Origin of the sequence: Mycoplasmopsis pullorum (genome assembly GCF_001900245.1) — a bacterium.
Taxonomy (GTDB): Bacteria; Bacillota_I; Bacilli_A; order Mycoplasmatales; family Metamycoplasmataceae; genus Mycoplasmopsis; species Mycoplasmopsis pullorum.
The window spans coordinates 235,781-261,258 of sequence record NZ_CP017813.1 but is presented as its reverse complement, the minus strand read 5'-3'; the positions used below and the strand labels follow the sequence as shown (position 1 = coordinate 261,258).

Below are 25,478 nucleotides of genomic sequence, written 5' to 3'. Positions count from 1 at the left end.
TTTTAATTAAATTCCTTTAAATTTTCGTTTTTACGATATTCTCTTCCTTCTTTAGCTTCTAATTGTCCGTTTAAGACAGTAGCATCAGCAGAAAAGGAATTATTTAATTTAAAAATTGATGCACCAACACCATAATAGTCTACTGGGGCACCTTCAGCTTCAAAGTGTGCAATTTTCTTAGCATCAAAACCACTAGAAACAACTATTTTATAGCTGGTTGCACCTATTTCATCCAATGCTTTTCTTAGACGTTTTACTTGTTCGACATTCACACCATAATGTGGTTCTTCATTGTCAAACATGTGGTCAATCATGTTTTTAGATGTATCGATCCGAACACCTCACACTTTTGTCCCCATCGCGTCCCAGACTTTCTTGGCATCACTAATAATATCATTGTGATAGTCGATTAAAGCAATTAACTTATTATTTGGAAAATGTTTATGGTATGCTTGCATTGCGGCGACAACATCTCCATTAAAACCTTGAAGTAATACGTGCGGTACACTACCAAAAACTTCATCCGAATCAATAAATTTTTGAGCAGGAGTTGAAACTAATTTAACACCAGCTAAAGCTACTGCTTTGCCATCAACAAACTGATTTAAGTAATGATCAGCTCTGTCTCCCATGAATATCACGGGTTTCCCTTGTGCCGCTTGGACACAAGAATAGGCATTAGTAGCTATCGAAGTTGAACGAGCTAAAATACCGTCAATCATACCTTCTCAAATACCGAAATCTTGATAATTTCCTTCTAATTCTAAAACAATATCTAAATTATTAATTATTGTTCCATCAGGTATGTATCTGATTTTATATTTGCTAGTATCTGTTTCATTTTTTAATAGTTCCAATACTTCGCTCATTCCAGCAAGCATCGCATTATCTTTACGTTGAAAAAATTGCAAAATAATAACATTGTTTGGTTTTTCATGTTCCAAAATTGTTTTAGTTTTTTCAAAATAACTAGCTATAAATTGTCTTTTATCCATCGAAACCTCATTTTTTCTATGTTATTATATTTTACAATAATTTTTAAGCTTTAAAAATAGTAGCAACTAACCTATTTAGCTACTACTATTTTTTGTTCCTCTAAAGTATAAACAACATCACTCGATTCTAAATTATACTCATAATTATCAATCTCCGGATTTGTTGTTCTGACTATTTGCATAATGAACTCATAAACCATAATCATTGCAAGTACATCATTTTCGCAATACTCTTTTAATTTTTCCGAAATATAATTTCAAACATTATCATCAGTGATTCCAACATAACGCTTGATCGCTTCATCCATTGCCATCGTACCTTTTTGAATTTTTAGACTTTTATATGGTTTGATTAAAGTTTTCAATTTTAATTGATTTGAAGTAATAACATGCTCAATTTTCTTAATTGAGTGAGTATAATGAAGCTGTTTTAAAAAGACATTATTACTTAATTTATGTAACAATTTTTCTGAAGTTTTATAGGTTGAAAGATCTACATTTGATTTAACAATTTTATTGTCTTGGATCTCAAAAGCAATTTTATGTTCGTATCCCGGTGTGGAATTTAAGGTAGAGCTCGCTTTAAAACAGTCTGCTAAATCGATTGTATTACTATTAATGTGCTGGACTAAAAAACTAAATTTGGTTCAATGATCGTATCCCTTAGCTAAAAAAGCTTTATAAAATTCTACATCTTCAACAATTGCGTCAGTGTCATAGTAATTTTGGTTATTTTCCAGGAAATTTCTAGCTCGCTCAAAAGCGTTTTTAACCATATCTTCAATTTCGCTATTACGCGAATTTTCATATGTTTTGTTAAATACTACAAAGTTGTCCGCACCATTAGAATAAATCTTCTCTATAAATTCAACTAAGTCGATCAATTTCATATTATTAGTATCAATTACAAGGTTTTCGCGATGACACTCTTCTCCATTTACAGTCTCAATTATTGAGACTTGGTTCACTATTTGCTGGTATGAAAAATTACCATTAATAATTGGCAAAATTGAAGACAGTCCCTCATAGTCGTATCAAATTGTTCTAGCATTTTTTACGTGTATTTTTTTAATGACATTTAATGTAGACAATCGTCAAAAATTTGGACAATTTATGAATTCTTGATCGAAATTTTTAGTATCTTTTACTAAAAATTGTTTGTCAGGAGCACCGTACAATTTTGATGAATTTTCACGAAAATGTGGACCAAACAAAGTTTGGGCTAACTTTAATTTAATCGGTTGCTCTAAATGTTTTACTTTTTCATTTCAAACTGATAAATCAAAATCATTATTTTGAAAATCGTCAAAATTATTAATATTTTTACCAAGAAAGAAGTTATAAAGTGTTTTTGAATTTAATTGTGGATTTTCTAAATACAAATTCAAAATATTATTAATAACGTACTTAAACGATTCACAAATATTAACAATATTTTTTTCATTGTCTCAAGAATCGTATTTAATTGCGACTACATCATCTTTAATCTGAAAAATCGGATTTTTTGTATACATATAATTTGCACTGGCCAAATCGAAAAGAGTTAAATTCTTATAGTGTCCAAATTCTTTTGCTTTTTCTAAAAATAGTCCGCTATTTTTTAAATAACTTGCTTGTTTTTCGAGTTGGCCGTTCCCAAGGGCAGCTTTACCTTTAGCAAACGATCCTGCTCTTTGTTCACGAAATTTGATTTGTCCCCTTGTGGACGATTTTTCGTATTTGTCGATTAAATCCATTAAATAAACCGATATATCTTCAACTTTTATACCAATATTTTGCAAAACACTTAAGTCATAAAATGCTTTTTGATAATATTCTTTGTTTACTGACATAGAATATTTTAAATACACTATTTTATTAGCTTTTTTATCTCAAATAAAAAAAGTAGATTTAATTGGTAAATCATTATTTGGAGTTTTTAAAACAAAATGTGGATCGACAATTAAATCAATTGCATCATCATTAAGTGCGTTTTGTGTGTTATTTCACTTATTTTCTAAATTGTCCAACATTGGAACATAAAAAATATGATTGAAATTAATATTGTTTTTTTGAGCATAGGAATGAATCGCTTGCTCTTTGTAAATGTTAAATGTTTTATTATAAGCTCCTATTACTTCATCATTGTGACCATCAAAACTTAAGTTTTCGATATCAAGTGATCACATCAAATCTGGCCCATCCAAATCATCTTCATCATTTAAAAAATCGAAATTTTCTAAATCAGAATTTCAAATTTGATTATGTAGATTTAATAAGGTTGTATCTATTTCTTTATCAAAAACAAAAAAAGGTGTCTCTCACCTCATTTTGTCAAAAATATTAAAGTCAATATTCTTAATTTTCATCTAAATCAGCTTTTCCTTCTTTTTTTCACTTTTCTAATAACTCTTGTCATTCAGCTTCATTTTGACATCTCAAATAGTCCACTTGATCCTTATCTACAGACGGATTTCATTGAGGGGACACTTTAGTGTTAGTATAAAATTTATATCATTCTTTTACACGGTTTGCATCATCTTGAGCTTCTAAATAATTGGTGTCAAAAACATAAGTTTTAAGATATCTTTTTGATACATCGATTTTATCCGGATCTTCATAGTCCCCTTCTTCGTCACGTAAGAACAATGCAACAATTAGATATTTTTTAGCATTCATTAAATATGAATAAAGTTGTGCTTGTTTACGATAAGCTAACGGAACATTTTTAACATTGTGAATGTCTTTTTTTTCTCATTCACTTAACTTTTTTTCACCGACTGTTTTAGCTTCAAGAATAATACCACCTCTTTGAGCAATAAAACCATCTGGTACACCACCTAAAACATCGTCTTTACCTTCAAAATAATCGTAATTATAATCAGCTGATTGGAATGTTTGGATAACTAAATCATTAAAACCGTTCTTTTTCAGTAATTTACCTAAAGCTTCCATAATTTTAGGTTCTAAAATAACTCCAGCATTAATGTATTTTTTCATTAAAACTGGTTTTGCTAGTCTAGTGATATGGCAAAAAGCAGCAAATTGAGTTTTGAAATTGTCTACCTCAAGCACATTAGGAATTTGTGAACCACCAATTTTTTTGTACTTTTGCATTTTATTATTTGAATGCAATTGTTCATACATATGATCAGATAAAACTAGAGTTCGATTATTTTCATCTAAAAAATAATCACGATTATTAAAATATTTTCTTAGCGCCATATCTTCCTACTTTAAGAAATTAGTTACTACTGTTTTAGAAATAACTTCAACATTATCAAAATTTGGATACCCACTTTGATTTATTAACACTTGTGGAGGTACGATATAGTCAAAACAAATATTTACTAAATTGTCAAAACTAGTTTCTGTATTATCATTATCCACACCTTCGACAAAATTATTTGGATCAACATATTTTTCAATCCGAATTGCAGTAATTTTAACCGAATGATCAGAACCAACTATGTCTCTAATTTTTCTTAAATTACCTTTAAAAAAGTCAAGTTCGTTTGGTAATCTCAAATCATCAATCAAATATAAGGTGTTTTCATTATTTTTAACACCTTCTTGAATGTAGTTAGAAATTTTATTAAAAACTTTTTCAGTTCATACATTAATATTAATTGCACGACCAACTTCCCCAGTAGCGATTCAAAGTGGTCTGGCAATTTCTTTATCTACACCATCTCATTGCAATTCATCTAAAATTGGTTTAGTAATTGCTTTAATTGGTTCAGCAAGTGATAAAATGTAGATTTTTTGAAATTCATCAACTGCTTTTTTTGCTAAATCTTGGCTTAAGAGACCTTTTCCGCTTCTACGTTTACCATTTAATAAAACAATATTATGCTTTGTCATTTTAGCTCCTTTAGTAGAGTTTGTTTTGATTAAATAATAACATTTAAAACGGTTGCAAAAAAATAAAAAAAATATTTTAATTAAGTTGCAATAAAATCATCATTTTTCTTAGTTGTGATTGAAAATATTGCCGGATTGATTTTTCTCATTTGTAACTTTTCGATTAATTGACTTAATAGATAGTATTTACTTGACGGATCGACTCTTCAAATGAATTGATAAGCTAATTTATTAAATAATTTTTTATCCATTTTGTAAAAAGTATTAATTCTGGCAATGAAAAATTTTTCACATTCAACCACTTTGACTTTTATATCCTCATTTGTTTCAATAAACTTTTCATCATCACCTAAAAATGTTAACAATATGAAAAAAATTTTCTTATTTGTTTTAGCAAACGGTATGACAAAACCATCTCAAAACGAATTATCACATGATCAAATCGACAAATATTCTTGACGAATTCTGTAAATGTTCATTAAATCTATTCTTTGTGTACTCATAGCACTTTTATTCTATGAAAAAAGTGCAGTAATTTTTTCTCGATTTTGTTCGTGTGATTTTTTTCACAAATCAAAGACTTATGTTCGATTATTTGCATGAATAATTTTGGATAAATAATATATAATTTAGATTATTTATAAACAATATTAAGGAGCTAACAATGATTAATGTTAACGAATTTAAGCCAGGAATTACTTTTCAAGATGAAGGTGATATTTTTATCGTTTTAGAAGCTCAACACTCAAAACAAGGTCGTGGACAAGCAAACGTTAAAGCTAAAGTTAAAAACTTAAGAACTGGATCAACTACAATCAAAACATATACCGGTGGAGACAAGGTAAAACCTGCTCACATTGACAAAAGAAGAATGAATTTTCTTTACTCAGACGGGGAAAACATTATTTTAATGGACAATGAAACTTTTGAACAAGTGGAAATTCCAGTGAAAAATGTTGAATGAGAATTAAACTTCTTAAAAGAAGGTTCTGAAGTACAAATTAGAAAATTTGAAGAAGAAGTTTTAGATATTGAATTACCAATTAATGTTGATTTATTAGTTCAATCAGCACCTGATGCAGTTAAAGGAAACACAACAACCAATCCACAAAAGAAAGTTATTCTTGAAACTGGTTTCGAAATGGAAACACCAATGTTCATCAAAGAAGGTGACTCAATTATTGTTTCGACTGAAACTGGTAAATACGTAGGAAAAAATAATAAATAATGAATTTAGTATCGGTCAAATATAAATCCAAACAATTTTATTTGGTTGAAGAAAGTGCTTTTTTTCAAGTAATTGAAAAAACAATTGAAAGTTTACCAAATATCAAATTAAAAAATGAACCAAGAATTAGTTTTTATAGTGATGAAAATAATATTTCAATTCACTTGAACATTAAAATCAAAAGCAAATCGAAAATTGATCTTGAAGTCAAAAATCTAACAAGTTCATTAGAATTAGAAATTTCAAAATTAATCGATATTAAACCAAAAAACATTCAAATTGCTTTTTCTGGTTTTTATTAATAAAAAAATAATAATTTATCGAAAAAATGTAAAATTCTAGTATAAATAAGAAATATTTATTCAAAAAAATATTGCAATGGAAAATAAAATTTAGATTTTATTCCACTATGTATATATGATATTAACTTTAGTTAAGGAGAAAAAATGTCAAAGAAAAAAATGTATGCAATTATTGGTTTAGCTGCAGCAACTGGTGTTCTAAGTGTTAGTTTAGCTGCTTCTGTTCCTGTTCTTGTATCACAAAAAAATGACTGAAAAGAAAAACACCAAAAATTACAAGATTCAAATAGCAAATTACACACAACATTAGACCAAAAAAATGCTGAATATAACCAATTAAAAGCTCAATACGACAAATTAAAAGCTGACAAAGAAAAATCTGATGCTGAAAAAACAGCTTTACAAGCTACAATTCAAAACTTGAATGTACAATTACAATCTGCTAACGAAAAAGCTCAAGCAAATCAAGATAAAATTAGTCAATTAGAATCTCAAATTGCTGAATTGCAAGTTAAAGCAAACAACGGTGACTCAGAAGCTTTAGCTGCTAAGGAAACTGAATTAGCTGTTAAAGTTGCTGAAATCCAAAAATTAACTAGAGATAACAGCTTATTAAGAGTAAAAATCAAAAAATTATTAGCTGAGAAAAAAGAATTAACAAAACTTTTAGAACAAGCTAAAGCTAATAATAATCCTGAAGGTGAACAACCTGTGGTTCGAGAAAATAATGAAGAACCAGCTCCAAACAATCAACCAGTTGCCGAAGGATCACCAAATGATCACTCCCCAAAAGCTGATGAAGATGATGAAGCAGAAGAACCTGAATCTCCTAAACCATCTACTACTGTAGAAGAAGACACTGGACCAGAAGCGACTGACTCAGCTGCTCACGATACAGAAGTAAGCTCAGCTGGTGGCGATACAGAAGTAAGTTCTTAATAATAAAATTGAAATACAAGAAAAAAATCTTGTATTTTTTTTAATTTTTTTGTTTTTTTCGCTTCTTATACATGAGGAGAGAAAATGACATTTTTAAAAAATAAAAAAATTTTATGAATTGGATTTGCGGGAATTATTATTCTTTCTTTAACAGGTACAGCTACTTATCAAGGTTTAAATTTGAATTTTACTCGTGATTTAAACAGTATAACAAGCAAAAAATTAGAGTATGCTAAAAACAATATTAAGATTTTAGAAACCGATAATGCTAAATTAAAGGATAAAAGCGAAAAAATCGAAAAAGAAATCACTTCAGTAAATTCTGAATTATCCTTGGAGCGTGAAAAAGTCATCGAAATTAACAAAAAACTAGATGAAGTGACCAAATTAAAGAACGAATACATTAATATTTCCAATACCTTGAGCAATGAAAAAATACAAGCAAACTTAAAAATTGAAAACTTAGAAAAAACCTTAACAAACAAAGACAAAATTATTAGCGATTTAACCTTAAATATTAATAAAAATGAAGAAGAAATTAATACATTATTAAGTGAATTAAACCACTTTAAAATCGAAACACTCAATTATATTGATCAAGTTTTACGTTTATCAAACGAAAACTTAACTAATTTTCAACGGATAAGAGAATTGGATACAATCAATTCTGATTTTTATAATAGAATTTTGACTCAAATGCATGAATTTATCAACTTTTTAAACATCTATAGAGACGAAATTTCGAAAATTGAAATCAATATTGAAAATAGTAAATATTTAAACGAAACAATTAAACTTTTTTATTCACAAATATCTAAAAATATCCATATTATAGACTCATACAAAAATTCACTTTTTGAATATATTAGTAATAAATTAATCAACGAAAAGAATAAAGTTGCTGAACTAGAAGCGTCAATTCTTTTCAAAGAAGACTTAATTGATAAATTAGAAAAAGAAAAGACTTCAAATCTTGAAAAAATTGACGAATTAACCAATAAAATAAATAGTTTAGAAACTTTAATTAATAATAAAGACATTGAAATCAAGAACAAAAACGAAATCATTGAAAATATGAAAAGAACAATTTCAATTCAATTAGAAAACTTCCATCGTTATGCAATCAATTTACTTAAAGACATTAATATTGATAATAGCGAAATTAGAGATTTGATTGAAAAAACTGAATTAAATATTGCTAATTCATTTGATTTACTGAGTGATTCTGAATTTACTAATGAAGTGATTAGTGGTAGAAATTATAAAATATATCATGATTTTATTCATGCTAGTTCGGTCTACACTACCATTTTTTCGGAGGTTTCAAATTTCAATATTGAATTTATTAAAATCATCGAAAAAGAGAATGAAAAATACAATAACATAATTACTGATTTACAAGGTAATAATGAAAAAATGAAACATAAAAATAATGAGTTGAAAAATGAGATTAATTTATTAAACGCGACGATAGAAAACAATAAAAACTTGATTAATTCCTACAATGGTGACATTGAATTATTAAAAGCTGAAATTGCAAAAATCAATGCTAATCATGAATTAGCAATTAAAGAAAAAGATGCTGCAATTGAATCGTTAAACAATAAAATTAATGAGAAAAATAAAACTATTGACCGCTTAAGAATTGAAAATTCAAATTTTGAGCGAGAAATTAATGCAATTAAAGAAAAAAATAGAGAGTTAGAAAGTAAAATCACTCTTTTATCAGACGAATTAAAAGCTGAAAAAGTTAAAAACATGAACCTAAACTCGGAAATTTTGATTTTGAATGAGAAAAATAAACGATTAGAAGCATTGTTATTTGAAAAAGATGAGTTAATCAATCGCTTGAGAACTGATAATTTACGAATCAATAATTTATTGTTAGCTGCAAATGAAGACAATGACAGAATTATGAAAATTAATAGAGAATTAGAAGAGAAAATAGAAAAAATCAGAGAAAAAAACGAATCTAATAATAATGAAATTGATAATTTAAATACCGAAATTAGTGCAATTAATGAAGAGAATCGCAATTTAAAAACTAAAATTCAAGAATTAAATGGTCGCATTAGTGAAATTGAAACTCAAAATGAAGCATTAAATACTCAAATTGAAAAATTAAGAGTTCAAAATGAATCGTTAGTTAAAAATAATGAAAAACTTATTCAGGACTTTAATAGATTAAAAACTTACTTTAAAGAAATAATTTTAAATATTAGGCAATTAATTAATGAATTAGCTGATAAAGAACTTGAATATGATTATGTATTTAGCGGTTCATCATATCCTGCTTTACCTATTGATACTGTAATTAATCGTGAATCTGCTAAGAAATATTACGAGTTCACACGTCAAACATGTCAAAGAATTTTGACTACTTTGATGGAAGCAGAAAATTACTTGAGCTAAGAGAATAAAAAATGAAGTGTTTGTAATATAACACTTCATTTTTTGTATTAAATTTAAATTATTTAACAATTGACATAACTTCAGCAGCGAAGTTTGATTGAGCTTTTTCAATCCCTTCACCAACTTCAAATCTGTATGCAGCAAGTAATTCACAGTTATGATTTTTTAAATATTGTTCAACTGATAAACTATCGTCCATTACAAATGGTTGTTTAACTAAAACGATTTCTGATAACTGTTTGTTTAATCAACCATTTTTAATTTGTTCTTGAATGTTTGCTGGTTTGCTTGCAAAGTTAGCAGGTTCTGTAAATTGTGATTTGATATCTTCTAATCTTTTAGCAGGAATGTCGCTTAATAAAACGAATTCTGGATTCATAGCTGATAAGTGCATTGCAACTGCACGAGCAGCTTCAGCATCTGAACCTTTAACTTTAACAATAGCACCAACTAAGTTGTTAGCGTGTACGTAACGTCCTAAAACTTCACCTTCAGCAGCTGTAACTTTTAAGCTACGACGAAATGAAATTTTTTCTCCGATTGTAGCAGTTGCGTTTGCACATGCTTGTTCGATTGTTTCACCTGAAGCTAATTTAGCTTGTAAAATTTCTTCGTGTGAAGTTGCGTTTGAATTTAAAACTGCTTGAGCAATTTCTGATAATAATTTACCAAACTTTTCATTTTTAGCAGCAAAGTCTGTTTCTGAGTTTAATTCAACTAAAACAGCTTCTTTGTCGTCACCAGCGATCGCTACTAAACCTTCAGCAGCAATTCTTCCAGCTTTTTTAGCAGCTTTAGCAATTCCGTTTTCACGTAATCACTCAACAGCAGCTTCTAAATCTCAATTTGTAGCTTCTAAAGCTTTTTTACAGTCAGCAAAACCAGAATTTGTTCTTGCTCTTAATTCTTTAACTAAATTTAAGTCAGCCATTATTATTCTCCTTGAACTTCTTGTTGAACCGCAGGTCTTTTGTTAAAAACTTTTTTTGGTTGTTTTACTGATTGGAATTCAGGTAAAACAATTTTTTCATCAGGTTGGTAAGCAAATAATTCTTGACCACCTTGTGCTTTAACAATAGCATCTGCTAAAATTGTGAAAATTAAAGAAATACATTTTGCAGAATCGTCGTTTGCAGGAATTCCAAAATCAACAAAATCAGGATCTGAGTTAGTGTCTAATAAAGCAATAACTTTAATTCCTTTTCTTTTAGCTTCTTTAATTGCGATTTCATCTTCGTTTGGATCAGCAACAATCATAACGTTTGGAATACGTTTCATTGAACGGATACCTTCTAAGTTTTTGTGTAACTTATCTAATTCTTTTTGGAATAAGATTCCTTCTTTTTTGGTGTATCCTTCAAATCCATTAGCAGCTTTAGCTTCTAACTCTTCCATTTTTTTAACACGAGACATAATTGTTGAGTGGTTTGTTAATGTTCCACCTAATCAACGTTCTGTAACATAGAATGAGTTTGTTCTTTGTGCAGCTTCTTTAACAGCATTTTGTGCTTGTTTTTTTGTACCAACAAAAATAAATGAAGCTTTTTTAGCAGCTAATTTGTAAACTAATGAGTAAGCAAATTCTAAGTATTTTTGTGTTTTTGTAATGTCGATAATGTGAGCACCTTTGTTCTTTTTGTTTGGAACGATGTGGTCTTTCATTTTTGGATTTCAAGCGTGAGCTTTGTGTCCAAAGTATGCTCCAGCTTCTAATAATTTATCTTTTGAAACGATTGGAGTTGTTTTCTTTTCAACAGCTTTTTCAACTGTTGCAGTTGTTTTTTCTTTTTTTTCTGTCATTTTTATCCTTATTTTTTAGTTTGTTAGTTTGACATCCGTTTCCAACGCCTAGCACTTACTTTATGCAAGCACACCCCATGCGAATCCGCGGATGTAATTGGTTAATTTATAATTGTGAATTTGAATATTTAAAAATTCTTTTTTATTTTAACATATTTTTTGTTTTTTTCGTGGACTAATATGAATTAATTTTGCTTTTTTCCAAACAAAAAATTCCAAGTCATTTAACTCGGAATTTTGAATTATTTTTGATGTGCTTCGTGGTAAGCTTCGATTCTTGAAAGTGCTTTTTTCAACTTCAATTCCAAACGCATTTCATCAGTAGCTGAGTATTTTTTGTTTTTCAACTCATTCAAAGCTCAATTACGATCGCGTTCAGCACGATGTAAATCAATATCATTGTAATTAATTACGTCATCAGTAATAATATTAATTTGACCTGCATCTGCATAAACTAAACCACCACCAATAAAAAATTTTTGATAATCTGGATCACCGCTTTGATTAATATTTAACGAACCAATTTCAATGTTTGAAAATAAAGGTGAACGATTTGGTTGTAGTCCGATGTATCCATCAGCTGTTTTTAAAGTTACAATCTTAACTTTTCCTTCAAAAAACACTTTATCTGGAGTAGTTATTGTTAAATAAACTTTATTATTCATTTTTATTGTTTTTTAGCTCTTTCAATTACATCATCAATACTTCCTGCATAACGGAAGATATCTTCTGGATAGTCATCAAAATCACCATTTAAAATTGCTTTGAAACTTCTGATTGTTTCACTTAAAGGTACGTAAGCACCTTTAATACCAGAGAATTTTTCGGCAACGTGGAAAGGTTGAGATAAGAAGTTTCTGATTCTACGTGCTCTGGCAACGATTTTCTTATCTTCTTCTGAAAGTTCCCCAATCCCCAAAATAGCAATAATATCAACTAACTCTTTGAATCTTTGTAAAATGCTAATTACACCTTGAGCAACCATGTAGTGGTCTTGTCCAACAACTAAAGGATCGAGTAATCTTGATGAAGATTCTAACGGATCAATTGCAGGATAAATTCCTAATGAGGCTATGTTTCTGTCTAAAACGGTTTTTGCATCCAAGTGCGAGAATGTAGTCGCAGGTGCCGGGTCAGTTAAGTCGTCAGCTGGGACATATACCGCTTGAACAGATGTAATTGAACCACGACGTGTCGAAGTAATTCTTTCCTGTAATTGTCCCATCTCGGTAGCCAATGTTGGTTGGTATCCCACCGCACTTGGCATTCTACCAAGCAACGCAGACACCTCAGAACCAGCTTGTGTAAATCTAAAAATGTTATCAATAAATAATAAAACGTCTTGGTTTTGCTTATCTCTGAAATATTCAGCCATAGTAAGTCCAGTTAAGGCAACTCTCATACGAGCCCCTGGGGGTTCGTTCATTTGCCCAAAAACTAAAGCAGTTTTATCAAGAACTCCGGCAGCTTTCATTTCGTAGTAAAGATCGTTTCCTTCTCTTGTTCTTTCCCCAACTCCAGCAAAAACTGATAAACCATTGTGTTGTGTGGCGATGTTATTAATTAATTCTTGAACTAGAACTGTTTTACCAACTCCAGCTCCGCCAAAAAGACCGATTTTTCCACCTTTTGCATAAGGGATTAACAAGTCGATAACTTTTATCCCAGTTTCTAAAATCTCAGATGAAGTTTTTTGTTCTTCATATGACGGACTAGGTGCATGAATAGGATTTTTCTCTACATTTTCTAACTTTTGACCTTCGTCAATTGTGTTTCCTAACACGTCAAACATACGTCCTAAAACTTCATTACCAACAGGTACTGAAATTGCATATCCTGTATCGATAACTTCCATTCCACGACTTAAACCATTTGTAGAAACCATCGCAATTGTTCTAACAGTATCATCCCCAATATGTTGTGCAACTTCTAAAGTATAAATTTTACCTTCATGTCTTATTTCAAGAGCATTTAGTAATTTTGGTAGTTTAGAATTTGCAAATCTAACATCGATTACAGGTCCTAAAATTTGTACTACTTTTCCTATATTTTTCATTTAGTCTCCTATTATGTAGCGTCAGCTCCAGAAACAATTTCTGAAATTTCTTGCGTGATTAAACTTTGTCTTGTTCTGTTGAATTCTAAATGAAGATCATTTAATAATTCATCTGCATTGTCTGTTGAATTTTCCATCGCATTTCTCCGTGAAGCCATTTCTGAAACTTTCGAAGAAATACCAAGAGAATAAATTAAACTCGAAATGTATAAAGGAATTGCATTTTTTAAAACTGTTTGCGGATCAGGTTCGAATTCAATCTCACTTCCTAATTCTTGAGAACTAAAATTCTCTTTTTCAATAGGTAAGAGTTGTGCACAGCTAGCAGTCTGCACCACATTATTGATAAATTTTGTGTAAATTACTTTGATTGAACCAATTTCACCTTTTTCGAACAATTCAAGTGCAATTTTTGCGACTGAATTGGTTAAATTGTATTCTATTTTTTCACCATAATTCGCAATTTCATGAATCATTAAATCTTTCATTCATGAATAATAAATGTTTGAAATTCCTTTTGCACCAAAAACAATCAATTTGTCTTCCTTGTTTACAGTTGTTTTTAACAAATTAAAAATGTTTGAATTATAAGAACCGCATAAACCTAAATCACTTGTGATAACAATATATAAAGTGCTATTTGATTTATTACTTGGAAAAATGTTTTTTAAGTCAATAGGTGATAAATTAATCAAAATTTTTGAAAATGTGTCTTCTAAAACATTTTTAAATTTTTCAACATTAACATACATTTCGCGATATTTTCTTAATTTTGATGCAGCTACTAATTCCATTGCATGAGTAATTTTCTTAGTGTTTCCAACAACAGCAATACGATTTTTTAATGAGTTTAAACTAGACATTATTCAACCTCGTTAAATTTTTTAGGAAATGGTTTGTATTTTTGCGGATCATAATTAGGAATAGATGCGATGATATCTTTTACGATGTGAACTAATGCTTTTTCTAAAGTTTTATAGTTCTCTGGAGAAATAACTTTGGTTTCATTTATTTCTTCAAATATTGTGTGTCCCTCAGTGTTACCTTCAAGATATTTAATAATTGCGTCACGATATTCGTGGATATTTTCTTTTGGTAATGGATTAATAATTCTTTCTTTTACTCCAAGCAGAATTACCGCTTGAGCAACTTGAGAAATTGGTGAATATTGTTCTTGTTTTAATAACTCATAAACTTTAGCACCATGGTCTAAAATACTTTTAGTTGAATCGTCCAAGTCACTACCAAATTGTGCAAAGGCTAACATTTCATTATATTGTGCTAAATCTAATTTTAGCGAACCAACAACACTTTTCATAGCTTTAGTTTGAGCTGATGAACCAACACGACTAACTGAAAAACCAACGTCCACTGCAGGTCTTTGACCAGAGTTGAATAAGTTTTCTTTAGTGAAAATTTGTCCATCTGTAATTGAAATAACATTAGTTGGAATATATGCTGAAATATCCCCTTGTTGTGTTTCAATAATTGGCAATGCAGTAATTGAACCACCACCATATTCTGGGGTTACACGTGCTGCACGTTCAAGTAATTGCGAGTGTAAGTAGAAAACGTCCCCGGGGTAAGCCTCACGACCAGGCGGTCTTCTAAGTAAAAGCGAAAGCGTTCTATAAGCAATAGCATGTTTTGATAAATCATCGTACACAATTAAAACATCATTCCCTTTTTCCATTCACTCCTCAGCAATTGTTACACCAGTATAAGGTGCGATGTATTGTTGAGGGGCTACTTCTGAAGCTCCAGAAACCACAACTGTTGTATATTCCATTGCTCCAGTATCAGAAAGTTTTTTAACAATTTGAGCAACAGTTGAGTTTTTTTGTCCAATTGCAACGTAGACACATTTTACATTTTTATCTTTTTGGTTAATGATGGTGTCAATCGCAATTGCTGTTTTACCTGTTTGTCTGTCCCCGATAATCAATTCACGTTGTCCCTTACCAATCGGAATCATTGAATCGATTGCAATGATACCTGTTTCTAAAGGTTGATTAACTTCTTTACGACTCATAACCCCTGGAGCAACTCTAAATATTTCACGTGTACGTCCTTTAATTACACCTTTTCCATCGATTGCTTCACCTAGAGAGTTAACTACACGACCTAAAAGTTGGTCACCAACGTTGACTGAAATAACTTTACCAGTTCTCTTAACAGTGTCCCCTTCAGAAACTGAGTTAGCATTTCCAAAAAGTGCAATACCAACAGCTTCCTCTTCTAAGTTTAACGCTAATCCATAGACATTTTCGTTAATAATAACAATTTCGGAGTTTTTAACTTTGTCTAATCCACTAGCTAATGCAATACCGTCACCAATTGATATAACATGTCCAATTTCAGCATAATCAACTTTAGATTCAAAATTTTTGATTCGATCTTTAATAATCGCTGAAATATCATCAATACGATTAGCCATTTATCCCTCCTTTTTCATTAATAATAAAATTCTTAATTTTATTCAATTCTTCATTATAGTTTTTACTAATAATTTCAGAATTAACATGTATTTCAAAACCACTAATTAAACTTGGATCAATTGCGGTTTGAATCTCAATTTTTTTGTTATATTGTTTTTCTAATTTATTTTTAATAGCTTTTAATTGTTCATCACTTAAAGGATAAGCGGTGATGATTTTAGCAAATAAAATATTCAATACATCACTTGTCATTTTTAAAAATAAATTAAAAACTCTTTTTAATAAAAATTGCTCTTTTTTTTGTAAAACGATTTTTATTAAATTTTTAAGGTCAATATCAAAGTGAGGGAAAATCAAATCAATAATTTCAAATTTTTCCTTAACATCGATATTCATGTTTTGCAACATGTTTTTTAGTTCTGAACTCTGTTCAATTGTGTTTTTACATTCAATAATTTGATTGTGAAACACTTCAAATTTATTACTTTCTTTTGCTATTTCATAGAGTGCAATCGCATAACCGATTGGATTAATTTTTTGATACATTCTTTTTATTATCTTTATCAGAATTTAAAAACTCATTAATAATTTCTTCTTGTGTTGAACTTGAAATCTCACGATTTAAGATTTTTTTAGCTAATTCAACTGCTGCTTGTGCAATTTTTTCTTTTGATTGTTTTTCAAATTCTTTTTGTTGTGACTGAATGTCTAAATTAGCTTCAGCTAATAAATTAATTGATTCTTTTTTCGCTTTTGCAGTATATGAAATTATGACTTTTTCAGCTCTCATTTTCGCTTTATTCACAATTGAATCCGCTTGTCTGTGAGCTTCTTGCAATTTCAAATTAGCTTCATTTACTTTTTGAATTGCTTTTTCTTTTTGTTCAACTGATGAATCAATGTTTGATTGAATAAAATCATGACGTTCCTTCATCTTATTTTTAACTGGTTTATATAAAAAACAAGTTAAAAATATAAAAGCTAAAACAAAAGAAATAATAGTTGCCAACATCATTCACAAGTTTGGAAAAATTGTCTGGAATTTTTCACTAACACTTGTGCCTAAGTCTGCATTAACAAATCATGTGCTGTTCATTTTTTATTTTAGAACGAAAATTAATAAGAAAGCAATAATTAAAGAATAAATAGCAGCAGATTCAGCAATAGCCATACCAACAATCATCATTGTACGGATTTTTGAAGCAGCTTCTGGATTACGTCCAACAGCTTCTGCAGCTTTACCAGCAGCGTATCCTTGACCAACCCCGGTACCGAATACACCAATCATTGCAAGACCAGCCCCGATCGCAACTAATCCTTTTCCTGTACTAATTGATGCACTACTTGCATTTGTAACTGTTTCATCTGCTAATTTTGTAATAACTTGTTCAATCATTTTTCCTCCTAAGTTACGGTTATGTTAATACACATCCGGATTTAAAACTTTAATTTGGGATTTTTTATCTGTTTTTTTAGCTTTTGGTGTTTCTTCTTCAACTTCATTAATTCAATAAATAATAGTTAAAATGGTAAATACATAAGCTTGGATAAATGCTCCAAAGACATCAAAATAAAGGTGTAATAGCGGTGTAATTACCGGTGCAAAAAAGTAAAATGGTGTGCTTGTATGAAAAGTAACCTGTCACACATAACCTAATAGATAATAAATTAGGTACATGATTGTCGAACCACCAATGATATTACCAAAAATACGGAAACTAATTGAGATTAACGGTGAAAACTGTCCGATAAAATCAATTGGATTTTTATATTTTTTGATAATACGTCATTTTTGATAAATTAATGCAACAACATAAATTCCGATAAAGGTTGATAGACCTAATGTAAATGTAACTGAATAAGAAGTTGCAATCGGTTCAAAACCTAAAATGACTACTAAGTTACCAACTAATAAGAAGGTAACTAAGGTAAATAGGTACATTCGAGATTTTTTGAGTTTCCCCTCAGTTGCATCTTCAAATGTATTATCAAAAATGTTAATGTATCCCTCAACAACTAAAATTGTCCCCTGGGGAGCTTTATTTGCTTTTTGTTGTTGTGCTTTGATAAAAACAATTAACGAAATAATAAAAATAATTATTACTGTTACGACTAAGGAAAGAAGTTGTGGTTGGTTTCAATTTTCAAAAAACGCTTTAACAAACTGTTCCATTATACCCCCTTTCTGGTTGCAAAACTACGAATCACAGACGCGGTTAAAATCGATAAAAAGAAAGAATGAAAACCAAATAAAAAAGTGAATAAATTAATTGGTTTATAGACATATTCATCTCAAGAGTCCACATGGGGATTCGCACTTAAATAGTTAATTTTAAAGATTAAATAAACTATTATTAAAATAAAAAAAATTAAAGAAAAATATATCAAAAGACTTGATAATCATGCACTTTTTTTGCTTTGCTTAAAAATAAAATAACTCGTGATTACACGAATTTTATAAATAAAAAAAGCGACCAAAGCCCCAATTGAATATCCAAAAAACAAAGAATAATGCAAATTTAAAATTCAGTAAAAAAACAAAAACAAAAAATTGAAAAATATAAAATAAATATAAAAAATTTTTTCACTTAATTTTATAAATTCATTTTTCATTTGTGCCGCCTTGGAAGTGCTAAATTTATTTTATTACTTTTTAGATGCAACCAAACATAAAAATAGACTTTTTACTTTTTGCTTATTTGACATGTTTAATATTTGATTAGATGATTTTTTATTGATGCTTTAGAATAAAATTTATAAATAAAATATATAATTAATTTATTAATAAATGGAAAGGAAGGACATGTTCAAACTAAATCAAAAAAACATTAAAAATGTTGCTAATAAAAAAGTTAACGAATCAAGACATAAAAAGTTATTAAACAATTTATTAGATATTCGTAGTCAAGGTGATAATGCAACTTTTTATCACTTATCAAAAATTAATCAAGATTTAACAAAACTAATTAAAGCTAAAGAAGTTAAAACTGTGTTTGAAAATGCTGAATTTGCTGTTGAATTCACATCAAATTTCACAGATGAAATGATTACAAAATTAGAAAATGTTAAAACTTATGAAGAATTTGAACAATGATGTACATTTAGCGGATACAAACCATCTGCTAAAATTGAAAAAGATTTAAAACGTTCATTCCAAAAAAACTTTGAAACTGTTTTAGAAAAAATTATTGACAAACATCGTAACTTTTTAAAAGATTGAAAATTTAACATTAATAAGATTCATGAAATTTATACCGAAACTGGAGTTTGACCTCTATTTTTAGGTACATTCTTCATTAAATTTTCAAGAGATGAATCATACTTTTATGCTCCAGCTATTTTAAAAGCGGTCAACTTATCAATTAAAAATGGTAAGGTTGTCCTATCATCAAGAGATAGTTCAATTGTAACAAACGAAAAATTATTCTACTCACTTAGTCAAAATTTAGGTTCACAAATGCCATATCTAGACGAAAGCGAAAATCGTTCATTAATGGAAGCGACCGATTCATTAAAACAAGTTTTATCCGATCGCTTAATTGACGGTACCATTTCGAATAAAGATTTATTAGCTTCATTTAAAGAAATGACTCGTGAAGATATTGCAAACTATACTTCAATGACTTTATCTCCAGGTATTGTTCTTTCTGTTTGTCATCCGAGCGGTACAAAGTTACGCGAAGCAGTGCAAAACTTAATCATCAATGACAAAATTGACAAATTAATAAAAGCTGATGACTTGTTTAACTACGATGCAGACACAACTAAAAACTTAATCGAATCATCAAAATTAATTCGTGTAACACAAAGTGACTTGACACAAGAAAAAGCAATCATCGGTGCACTAAGTACTTCATGTGTTATTGTTGGTCCACCGGGGACAGGTAAGAGTCAAACAATAGCAAATATCTTAATCAATATTTTAGAAGAAGGTAAAAAAGCGCTTTTTATTTCTCAAAAGAAAGTTGCGATTGATGTTGTGCTAAAGAGAATGCAGAAATATTCAGATTTAGTATTCCAATTCAACGAAACTAACAAAGCTAACAAATATGAACGTGGTTACTTCTACAAACCTCTTACTTCTTTCTACCAACAAATTTTAGATATTAATCCTGAACAAGAAATTCCGCAAAATAATGAAAAATTCTTAAACAGTATTGAATACGAATATTATGATGCTAAAAATGCACTTTCAGCAGTTTTAAGTCAAGATTTAGATGCGTACTTCAACTTAAAAAGAAAAGGTGATATTTTACAAAAGAAAGAACAAATTAAAAAATTCTTTGAATTATTCCACTTTTTCGACACCAAAAACGATTTTTACAAATTCTATAATTTATTAGACTTAAATAAAAAAGAAGCAGCACAAAAAATGAATGCTGTGCTTAAAGAAAGTTTAATTTTTACCAAATACGACAAAGTTTTTGACGAGAAATACAAAAGAGCTAAAGAAGTTAAAGATTACTGAATGGCCAATTTAAAAGAATTCGACATTAACGATTTAATTCGAATTGCTTATATGATGAAATTAAACACATTTTCTGAATTTGATCGAATTGAGAAAGAATATCAAAAATTTATTGATAACAAAAACAAAAGTAATGTTACACCTGAACAACTTGAAAACATGTACGCTCGTGTAACATTAAAAGCTAGAAAAAACTTAGAAAACTACCGTTCTTTAGGTGAAGATAACGAAATTAAACTTAAAAACTTCTTAGGTAAAATTACTCGTGGAATTACTCCACCTCATTTAATTACTACTGAATACAAAGACTTACTTAAACATATTTATAACGTTTTTGTTGGTACACCTGAAATCCTTTCAAACTTCGTTGACTTCGAAAATGACCATTACGATTATGTAATTTTTGACGAATCATCTCAAATTTTCATTGAAAAAGCACTTCCTTATATCGCTTTAAGTGACAAAGTCATTGTAGCTGGGGACGATCAACAAATGCAACCTTCAAACTGATTCAACCGTAGAGATGATTCGGAAGATGATTACACCACAGATGAAATCACTTCATTATTAGATTGAGCATTACACAATAATTTACCAAAATTCTTCTTAGAAATGAACTATAGAAGTAATGCATCAGAATTGATTTTATTCTCATCAAAAGAATTCTATAATTCAAAATTAAAAGGTATTGACAAATACAATACAAAAACATTAAATAGTTTTGAAGTAATTAATGTTAAAGGTAAATGAAAAGACAATAAAAACATCGAAGAAGCTCAAGAAGTAGTCAAATTGGCCGAAAAATACATCAATGATTATGAATCAATGATTATTTTAGCTTTCAATAGAAAACAACAAGACTGTATTCGTGAAATTATTGCTTTAACATCACCAAAACTTTACTCATTATTAGAAGAAAAGATTATTTTAAGAAACTTAGAAAATATTCAAGGTGATGAAGCTGACATCGTTATTGCTTCAATTGGATATACCAAAGATACAACTTTAAGCAGCACATATATCGGAACTAAAGGTGGTCGTAACGCTCTTAACGTTGCTATTACTCGTGCAAAAGACAAAATGGTGGTTGTTAAATCACTTAAAGCTGACGAATTATTAATTGACAATTCTAGTTCACTTAACCTTTTATCATTTAAAAAATGATTAGAATTCCTAGATTTAAGTGCTGAAGAACAAAAATCGTATACAACAATCGATCGTGATGTAATTAAAGATCATGTTTCATATTTTGAGCAAGATGTAATTCAATGATTAAAAACTTTAGTATTTAATCAGCCAGTAAAAATCAAAAAGAACTACCGTATAGGTTCATATACAATTGACATTGCAATTTTAGATCAAGATTCTAAATTCTTAGTTGGTATTAGTTTAGATGATACAAGTGAAAAAACATCAATGAATGAAATGCTTGAAATTAGATTGAAAAATGACTTTATTCAATCAAAAGAATATCCAATTTACAGAATTAGTAACTTCAGATTTAGAGAAGAAAAGAATACAATTTACAAATATCTAAATATGATTATTAATCGTTAATTATATTTTCAAACTAAATTCACAAAAAAACGACGAATAATACTGCATCATGGTAATATTCGTCGTTTTTATAATCACCTTATTTGGCCTTTAGTCACTTACTGTTCCCAGTTCCTAGTATAAAGCATTTTGTCCTTTCCACAAGATGAAAATTTAATACTACTAACTGGGAAAGGTTAGCGACATTGAATGTATAACCTATAAAATGAAAATTAAAAAAACTCAGTTGATATAACTGAGTTTTTTGATTATTATTCTTCGTCTTTATTTTGAATGTTTCTTCTCTTGATGATTTCGTCAGCAATGTTTTTAGGTGTTTTTTCGTAGTGATCAAATTGCATTTGATATGTACCACGACCACTTGTCATACTACGTAAATCTGTTGAGTAACCGAACATTTCTGAAAGAGGAACAGCAGCACGAACGATTGTTGCACCGTCATTTCTTTGTTCTTGGTCATTAACAAGACCACGACGACGTGACAAGTCACCGATAACATCCCCGATGTAATCGCTAGGAACAACAACTGCTACGTCCATGATAGGTTCTAAAAGAACTGTACCAATAGCATCTTTAGCTTTTGTAAGAGCTTTAGAAGCAGCAATTTTGTAAGCCATTTCAGATGAATCGACATCATGGTATGATCCATCAAATAAAGTAGCTTTAACGTCAATCATTGGATATCCTGCTAAAATACCAGCAGCCATTTTTTCTTCAAGTCCTTTTTGAATAGGTTTGATGTATTCTTTAGGAATTTTACCACCAACGATTTTGTCAACGAATTCAAATCCACCATCTGGGTTTGGTTCGAATTTAATTCATACGTGACCATATTGTCCTTTACCACCAGATTGTTTGATGTGTTTTCCTTCAACATCTGCTGATTTAGTAATTGTTTCACGGTATGAAACTTGAGGAGCACCAACTTTAGCTTGTACACCAAATTCACGTTTTAGACGGTCAACGATAATGTCAAGGTGTAATTCCCCCATCCCGGCAATAATGGTTTGTCCGGTTTCTTCGTCTGTATAGGTTCTAAAAGTAGGATCCTCAGCAGCTAATTTTTGAAGTCCTAATGATAATTTTTCAGTCGCTGCTTTTGATTCAGGTTCTAAAGCTTGTGAGATAACTGGTTCAGGGAATACCATTTTTTCTAAAATTAATTTTGGTGATTTTTCAGAAATTAATGTGTCCCCAGTTGTGGTTGATTTAAGACCAACAGCTGCAGCAATATCCCCGGCACGACATTCATCAATTTCCACACGGTTGTTTGCGTGCATTTGAAGAATACGTCCGATACGTTCTTTTTCACCTTTAGTTGAGTTAAATACATAACTTCCTTTGTTTAAAACTCCACGGTACACACGGAAGAATGTTAATGTACCAACGAATGGATCTGTCATAACTTTGAAAGCTAAAGCTGCAAAGTCACCGTCATCTGTAGCTTCAACGTCAAGTTCTTGTCCATCTAATTCAGCTTTAATAGCTGGAATGTCTAATGGAGAAGGTAAGTAATCAACAACGGCGTCAATCATTTTCTTAACACCTTTGTTTTTGAATGAAGTTCCACAAACTACTGGGAAGAATTCTGATGTTAAAGTAGCTTTACGAACTGCTTCTTTAAGTCTAGCAGGTTCAATGTCAGTCCCTTCTAAAACTTCCATCATAATTTCTTCATCAAAGTTAGCAACTGCTTCAACTAATTCTTGACGTTTTAATTCAACGATTTCTTTTAAGTCAGCAGGAATTTCAACTTCATATTCTTTTTCTTCAGCTTGACCATCGTATGTGTAAGCTTTTCTTTCAACTAAGTCTACTAATCCTTCAAAATCAGATTCTTGTCCAATTGGTCATTGGATAGCAACAGCATTTCCACCTAAACGTGTTTTAACAGATTCAACTGATTTAGCAAAATCTGCCCCTGCTTTATCCATTTTGTTAACGTACACAATTCTAGGTACGTGGTAGTTTGTTGCTTGTCTTCAAACTGTTTCTGTTTGAGGTTCAACACCTGATTGAGCATCAAGCACAGCAACAGCACCGTCTAATACACGAAGTGAACGTTCAACCTCAACAGTAAAGTCAACGTGTCCTGGTGTATCGATGATGTTAATTCTTTTTCCTTTTCAGAAAGCTGTTGTAGCAGCTGAAGTAATAGTGATTCCACGTTCTTGCTCTTGAGCCATTCAGTCCATTTGACTAGCTCCGTCGTGTGTTTCACCAATTTTGTGAATTTTTCCGGTGTGGAATAAAATTCTTTCTGTAGTAGTTGTTTTACCTGCATCAATGTGAGCCATAATACCGATATTACGGTAATCTTTTAAATCATAATCTCTAGCCATTTTCTTTTTCCTAAATTATTTGTAATAGATTATCATCTAAAGTGTGCAAATGCACGGTTAGCTTCAGCCATTTTGTGTGTATCTTCACGTTTTTTGATAGCTCCACCTGTTTTGTTTGATGCGTCAATGATTTCATTAGCTAAACGAACGTCCATTGTTTTTTCATTTCTTAAACGTGCGTATTGAACTAATCATCTAAGTGATAAAGTTTGTTTTCTACGAGGAGAAACTTCAGTAGGAACTTGGTAGTTTGTCCCTCCGATTCTTCTTGTTCTAATTTCTAATTGAGGTGTAATATTTTCAACAGCTTGTAAGAATACTTCCATAGGTTCTTTTTCTGTTTTTTGTTTTACGATTTCAAATGCTGAATATAAAATATCTTGAGCAATAGATTTTTTACCATCAAGCATAATTGTATTAACTAATTTTGTAACTAAAACTGAGTTGAATACTGGATCTGCAAGCACTTCTCTAATTGGTGCACTTTTCTTTCTTGACATAAATGTCTCCTTTCTTAATTTTGATTGAATTGATAAAAATAATAATTATTAAATACTATTAAGCTTTAGGTTTTTTAGCACCATATAAACTACGACCTTGAGCACGTTTGTTAACTCCGGCAGCGTCTTGTGTTCCACGAACGATGTGGTATCTAACCCCAGGTAAGTCTTTAACACGACCTCCACGGATTAAAACAACAGAGTGTTCTTGAAGGTTGTGTCCTTCACCAGGAATATAAGCAGTAACTTCCATTCCGTTTGATAATTTAACACGAGCATATTTACGTAAAGCTGAGTTAGGTTTTTTAGGTGTCATTGTAGCAACACGAGTACATACTCCACGTTTAAATGGAGAAGCCATTTTTTTAGCTTTTTTAATTAATGAGTTGTAGCTAATGTTAAGAGCAGGTGCATTTTGCTTCTTAATTTTTGAACTACGACCATTAGTAACTAATTGGTTTGTTGTAGGCATTTTCCTTAATCCTTTCTTTTTTAAATTTATATACCTAAATACTATTCTTACAAATAGCATAAATATTATATAACAACTTATCCGTGTGTATCATATTTTTTTAGTTTTTTTCATATCTATTTTATA

Annotated in this window: 23 protein-coding genes; 5 read left to right on the top strand and 18 right to left on the bottom strand. The window is 30.0% G+C overall.

All coding sequences use genetic code 4. The features are described from left to right. Window positions 1-2 precede the first annotated feature (2 nt). The 5 genes from BLA55_RS00990 to BLA55_RS00970 form a co-directional block, all read right to left on the bottom strand. The gene (locus BLA55_RS00990) at window positions 3-995 is read right to left on the bottom strand and encodes a nicotinate phosphoribosyltransferase (protein ID WP_073372263.1); all 993 of its coding nucleotides are present in this window, start codon (window positions 993-995) and stop codon (window positions 3-5) included. Window positions 996-1,066: 71 nt separating this feature from the next. Further along, window positions 1,067-3,343, bottom strand: coding sequence for a UU173 family protein (locus BLA55_RS00985; RefSeq protein ID WP_073372262.1), 2,277 nt, complete (start codon window positions 3,341-3,343; stop codon window positions 1,067-1,069). After that, complete coding sequence (locus BLA55_RS00980; protein WP_073372261.1) at window positions 3,333-4,199, bottom strand: MAGa7180 family putative nuclease; 867 nt, start codon at window positions 4,197-4,199, stop codon at window positions 3,333-3,335. Before BLA55_RS00980 ends, BLA55_RS00985 begins: the two co-directional genes overlap by 11 nt. A gap of 6 nt (window positions 4,200-4,205) precedes the next feature. Then, on the bottom strand, window positions 4,206-4,838 hold the full coding sequence (locus BLA55_RS00975) for a hypothetical protein (protein ID WP_073372260.1): 633 nt from the start codon (window positions 4,836-4,838) through the stop codon (window positions 4,206-4,208). Window positions 4,839-4,918: 80 nt separating this feature from the next. Then, window positions 4,919-5,317: a hypothetical protein gene (locus BLA55_RS00970; protein WP_073372259.1), complete on the bottom strand. Its 399-nt coding sequence runs from the start codon at window positions 5,315-5,317 to the stop codon at window positions 4,919-4,921. A gap of 185 nt (window positions 5,318-5,502) precedes the next feature. Between BLA55_RS00970 and efp the strand changes: the two genes are divergently transcribed. From efp to BLA55_RS00950, 4 genes are all read left to right on the top strand, one after another. Further along, window positions 5,503-6,066, top strand: a complete 564-nt coding sequence (gene efp / locus BLA55_RS00965; protein WP_073372258.1) for an elongation factor P — start codon at window positions 5,503-5,505, stop codon at window positions 6,064-6,066. Continuing rightward, the gene (locus BLA55_RS00960; RefSeq protein WP_073372257.1) at window positions 6,066-6,368 is read left to right on the top strand and encodes an MMB_0454 family protein; all 303 of its coding nucleotides are present in this window, start codon (window positions 6,066-6,068) and stop codon (window positions 6,366-6,368) included. Before efp ends, BLA55_RS00960 begins: the two co-directional genes overlap by 1 nt. A gap of 144 nt (window positions 6,369-6,512) precedes the next feature. Beyond that, a complete protein-coding gene (locus BLA55_RS00955) occupies window positions 6,513-7,307 on the top strand; it encodes a hypothetical protein (RefSeq protein ID WP_073372256.1) in 795 nt (264 codons plus the stop codon). 84 nt (window positions 7,308-7,391) lie between these two features. Then, a complete protein-coding gene (locus tag BLA55_RS00950) occupies window positions 7,392-9,719 on the top strand; it encodes a coiled-coil domain-containing protein (protein ID WP_073372255.1) in 2,328 nt (775 codons plus the stop codon). Window positions 9,720-9,777: 58 nt separating this feature from the next. Here BLA55_RS00950 and tsf read toward each other — a convergent pair whose 3' ends face one another. The 10 genes from tsf to BLA55_RS00900 all read right to left on the bottom strand — a co-directional run bounded on the left by tsf (window position 9,778) and on the right by BLA55_RS00900 (window position 18,186). Then, on the bottom strand, window positions 9,778-10,650 hold the full coding sequence (gene tsf / locus BLA55_RS00945) for a translation elongation factor Ts (protein ID WP_073372254.1): 873 nt from the start codon (window positions 10,648-10,650) through the stop codon (window positions 9,778-9,780). Between the two features lie 2 nt (window positions 10,651-10,652). Further along, on the bottom strand, window positions 10,653-11,519 hold the full coding sequence (gene rpsB, locus BLA55_RS00940; RefSeq protein WP_073372253.1) for a 30S ribosomal protein S2: 867 nt from the start codon (window positions 11,517-11,519) through the stop codon (window positions 10,653-10,655). 242 nt (window positions 11,520-11,761) lie between these two features. Then, window positions 11,762-12,184: an ATP synthase F1 subunit epsilon gene (atpC, locus tag BLA55_RS00935; RefSeq protein ID WP_073372252.1), complete on the bottom strand. Its 423-nt coding sequence runs from the start codon at window positions 12,182-12,184 to the stop codon at window positions 11,762-11,764. Between the two features lie 2 nt (window positions 12,185-12,186). Beyond that, window positions 12,187-13,575 carry a F0F1 ATP synthase subunit beta gene (gene atpD, locus BLA55_RS00930; protein WP_073372251.1) on the bottom strand — a complete coding sequence of 463 codons (1,389 nt, stop codon included), beginning with the start codon at window positions 13,573-13,575 and terminating at the stop codon, window positions 12,187-12,189. An 11-nt stretch (window positions 13,576-13,586) separates the two neighbouring features. After that, window positions 13,587-14,438, bottom strand: a complete 852-nt coding sequence (gene atpG / locus BLA55_RS00925) for an ATP synthase F1 subunit gamma (RefSeq protein ID WP_073372250.1) — start codon at window positions 14,436-14,438, stop codon at window positions 13,587-13,589. Beyond that, window positions 14,438-16,012 (bottom strand): F0F1 ATP synthase subunit alpha, encoded by a 1,575-nt coding sequence (gene atpA / locus BLA55_RS00920; RefSeq protein ID WP_073372249.1) that lies wholly within the window; start codon window positions 16,010-16,012, stop codon window positions 14,438-14,440. The genes atpG and atpA overlap by 1 nt, the downstream gene beginning before the upstream one ends. After that, complete coding sequence (gene atpH / locus BLA55_RS00915; protein ID WP_073372248.1) at window positions 16,005-16,559, bottom strand: ATP synthase F1 subunit delta; 555 nt, start codon at window positions 16,557-16,559, stop codon at window positions 16,005-16,007. The genes atpA and atpH overlap by 8 nt, the downstream gene beginning before the upstream one ends. Then, entirely contained in the window at window positions 16,543-17,109 is a 567-nt protein-coding gene (gene atpF, locus BLA55_RS00910) for a F0F1 ATP synthase subunit B (protein ID WP_073372247.1), read from the bottom strand. The genes atpH and atpF overlap by 17 nt, the downstream gene beginning before the upstream one ends. Window positions 17,110-17,112: 3 nt before the next feature. After that, on the bottom strand, window positions 17,113-17,346 hold the full coding sequence (atpE, locus tag BLA55_RS04405) for an ATP synthase F0 subunit C (RefSeq protein WP_256373978.1): 234 nt from the start codon (window positions 17,344-17,346) through the stop codon (window positions 17,113-17,115). 87 nt (window positions 17,347-17,433) lie between these two features. Then, window positions 17,434-18,186, bottom strand: a complete 753-nt coding sequence (locus BLA55_RS00900; RefSeq protein ID WP_073372246.1) for a F0F1 ATP synthase subunit A — start codon at window positions 18,184-18,186, stop codon at window positions 17,434-17,436. 630 nt (window positions 18,187-18,816) lie between these two features. On the opposite strand from BLA55_RS00900, the gene BLA55_RS00890 reads away from it, so the two are divergent. Beyond that, complete coding sequence (locus BLA55_RS00890; RefSeq protein WP_167542423.1) at window positions 18,817-22,038, top strand: AAA domain-containing protein; 3,222 nt, start codon at window positions 18,817-18,819, stop codon at window positions 22,036-22,038. Between the two features lie 251 nt (window positions 22,039-22,289). Here BLA55_RS00890 and fusA read toward each other — a convergent pair whose 3' ends face one another. The 3 genes from fusA to rpsL are packed head-to-tail and all read right to left on the bottom strand — an operon-like array spanning window position 22,290 to window position 25,352. Continuing rightward, a complete protein-coding gene (gene fusA, locus BLA55_RS00885; RefSeq protein ID WP_073372243.1) occupies window positions 22,290-24,380 on the bottom strand; it encodes an elongation factor G in 2,091 nt (696 codons plus the stop codon). 29 nt (window positions 24,381-24,409) lie between these two features. Next, window positions 24,410-24,880 carry a 30S ribosomal protein S7 gene (gene rpsG / locus BLA55_RS00880; protein WP_073372242.1) on the bottom strand — a complete coding sequence of 157 codons (471 nt, stop codon included), beginning with the start codon at window positions 24,878-24,880 and terminating at the stop codon, window positions 24,410-24,412. A gap of 58 nt (window positions 24,881-24,938) precedes the next feature. After that, a complete protein-coding gene (gene rpsL / locus BLA55_RS00875; protein WP_073372241.1) occupies window positions 24,939-25,352 on the bottom strand; it encodes a 30S ribosomal protein S12 in 414 nt (137 codons plus the stop codon). Between the last annotated feature and the right edge of the window lie 126 nt (window positions 25,353-25,478).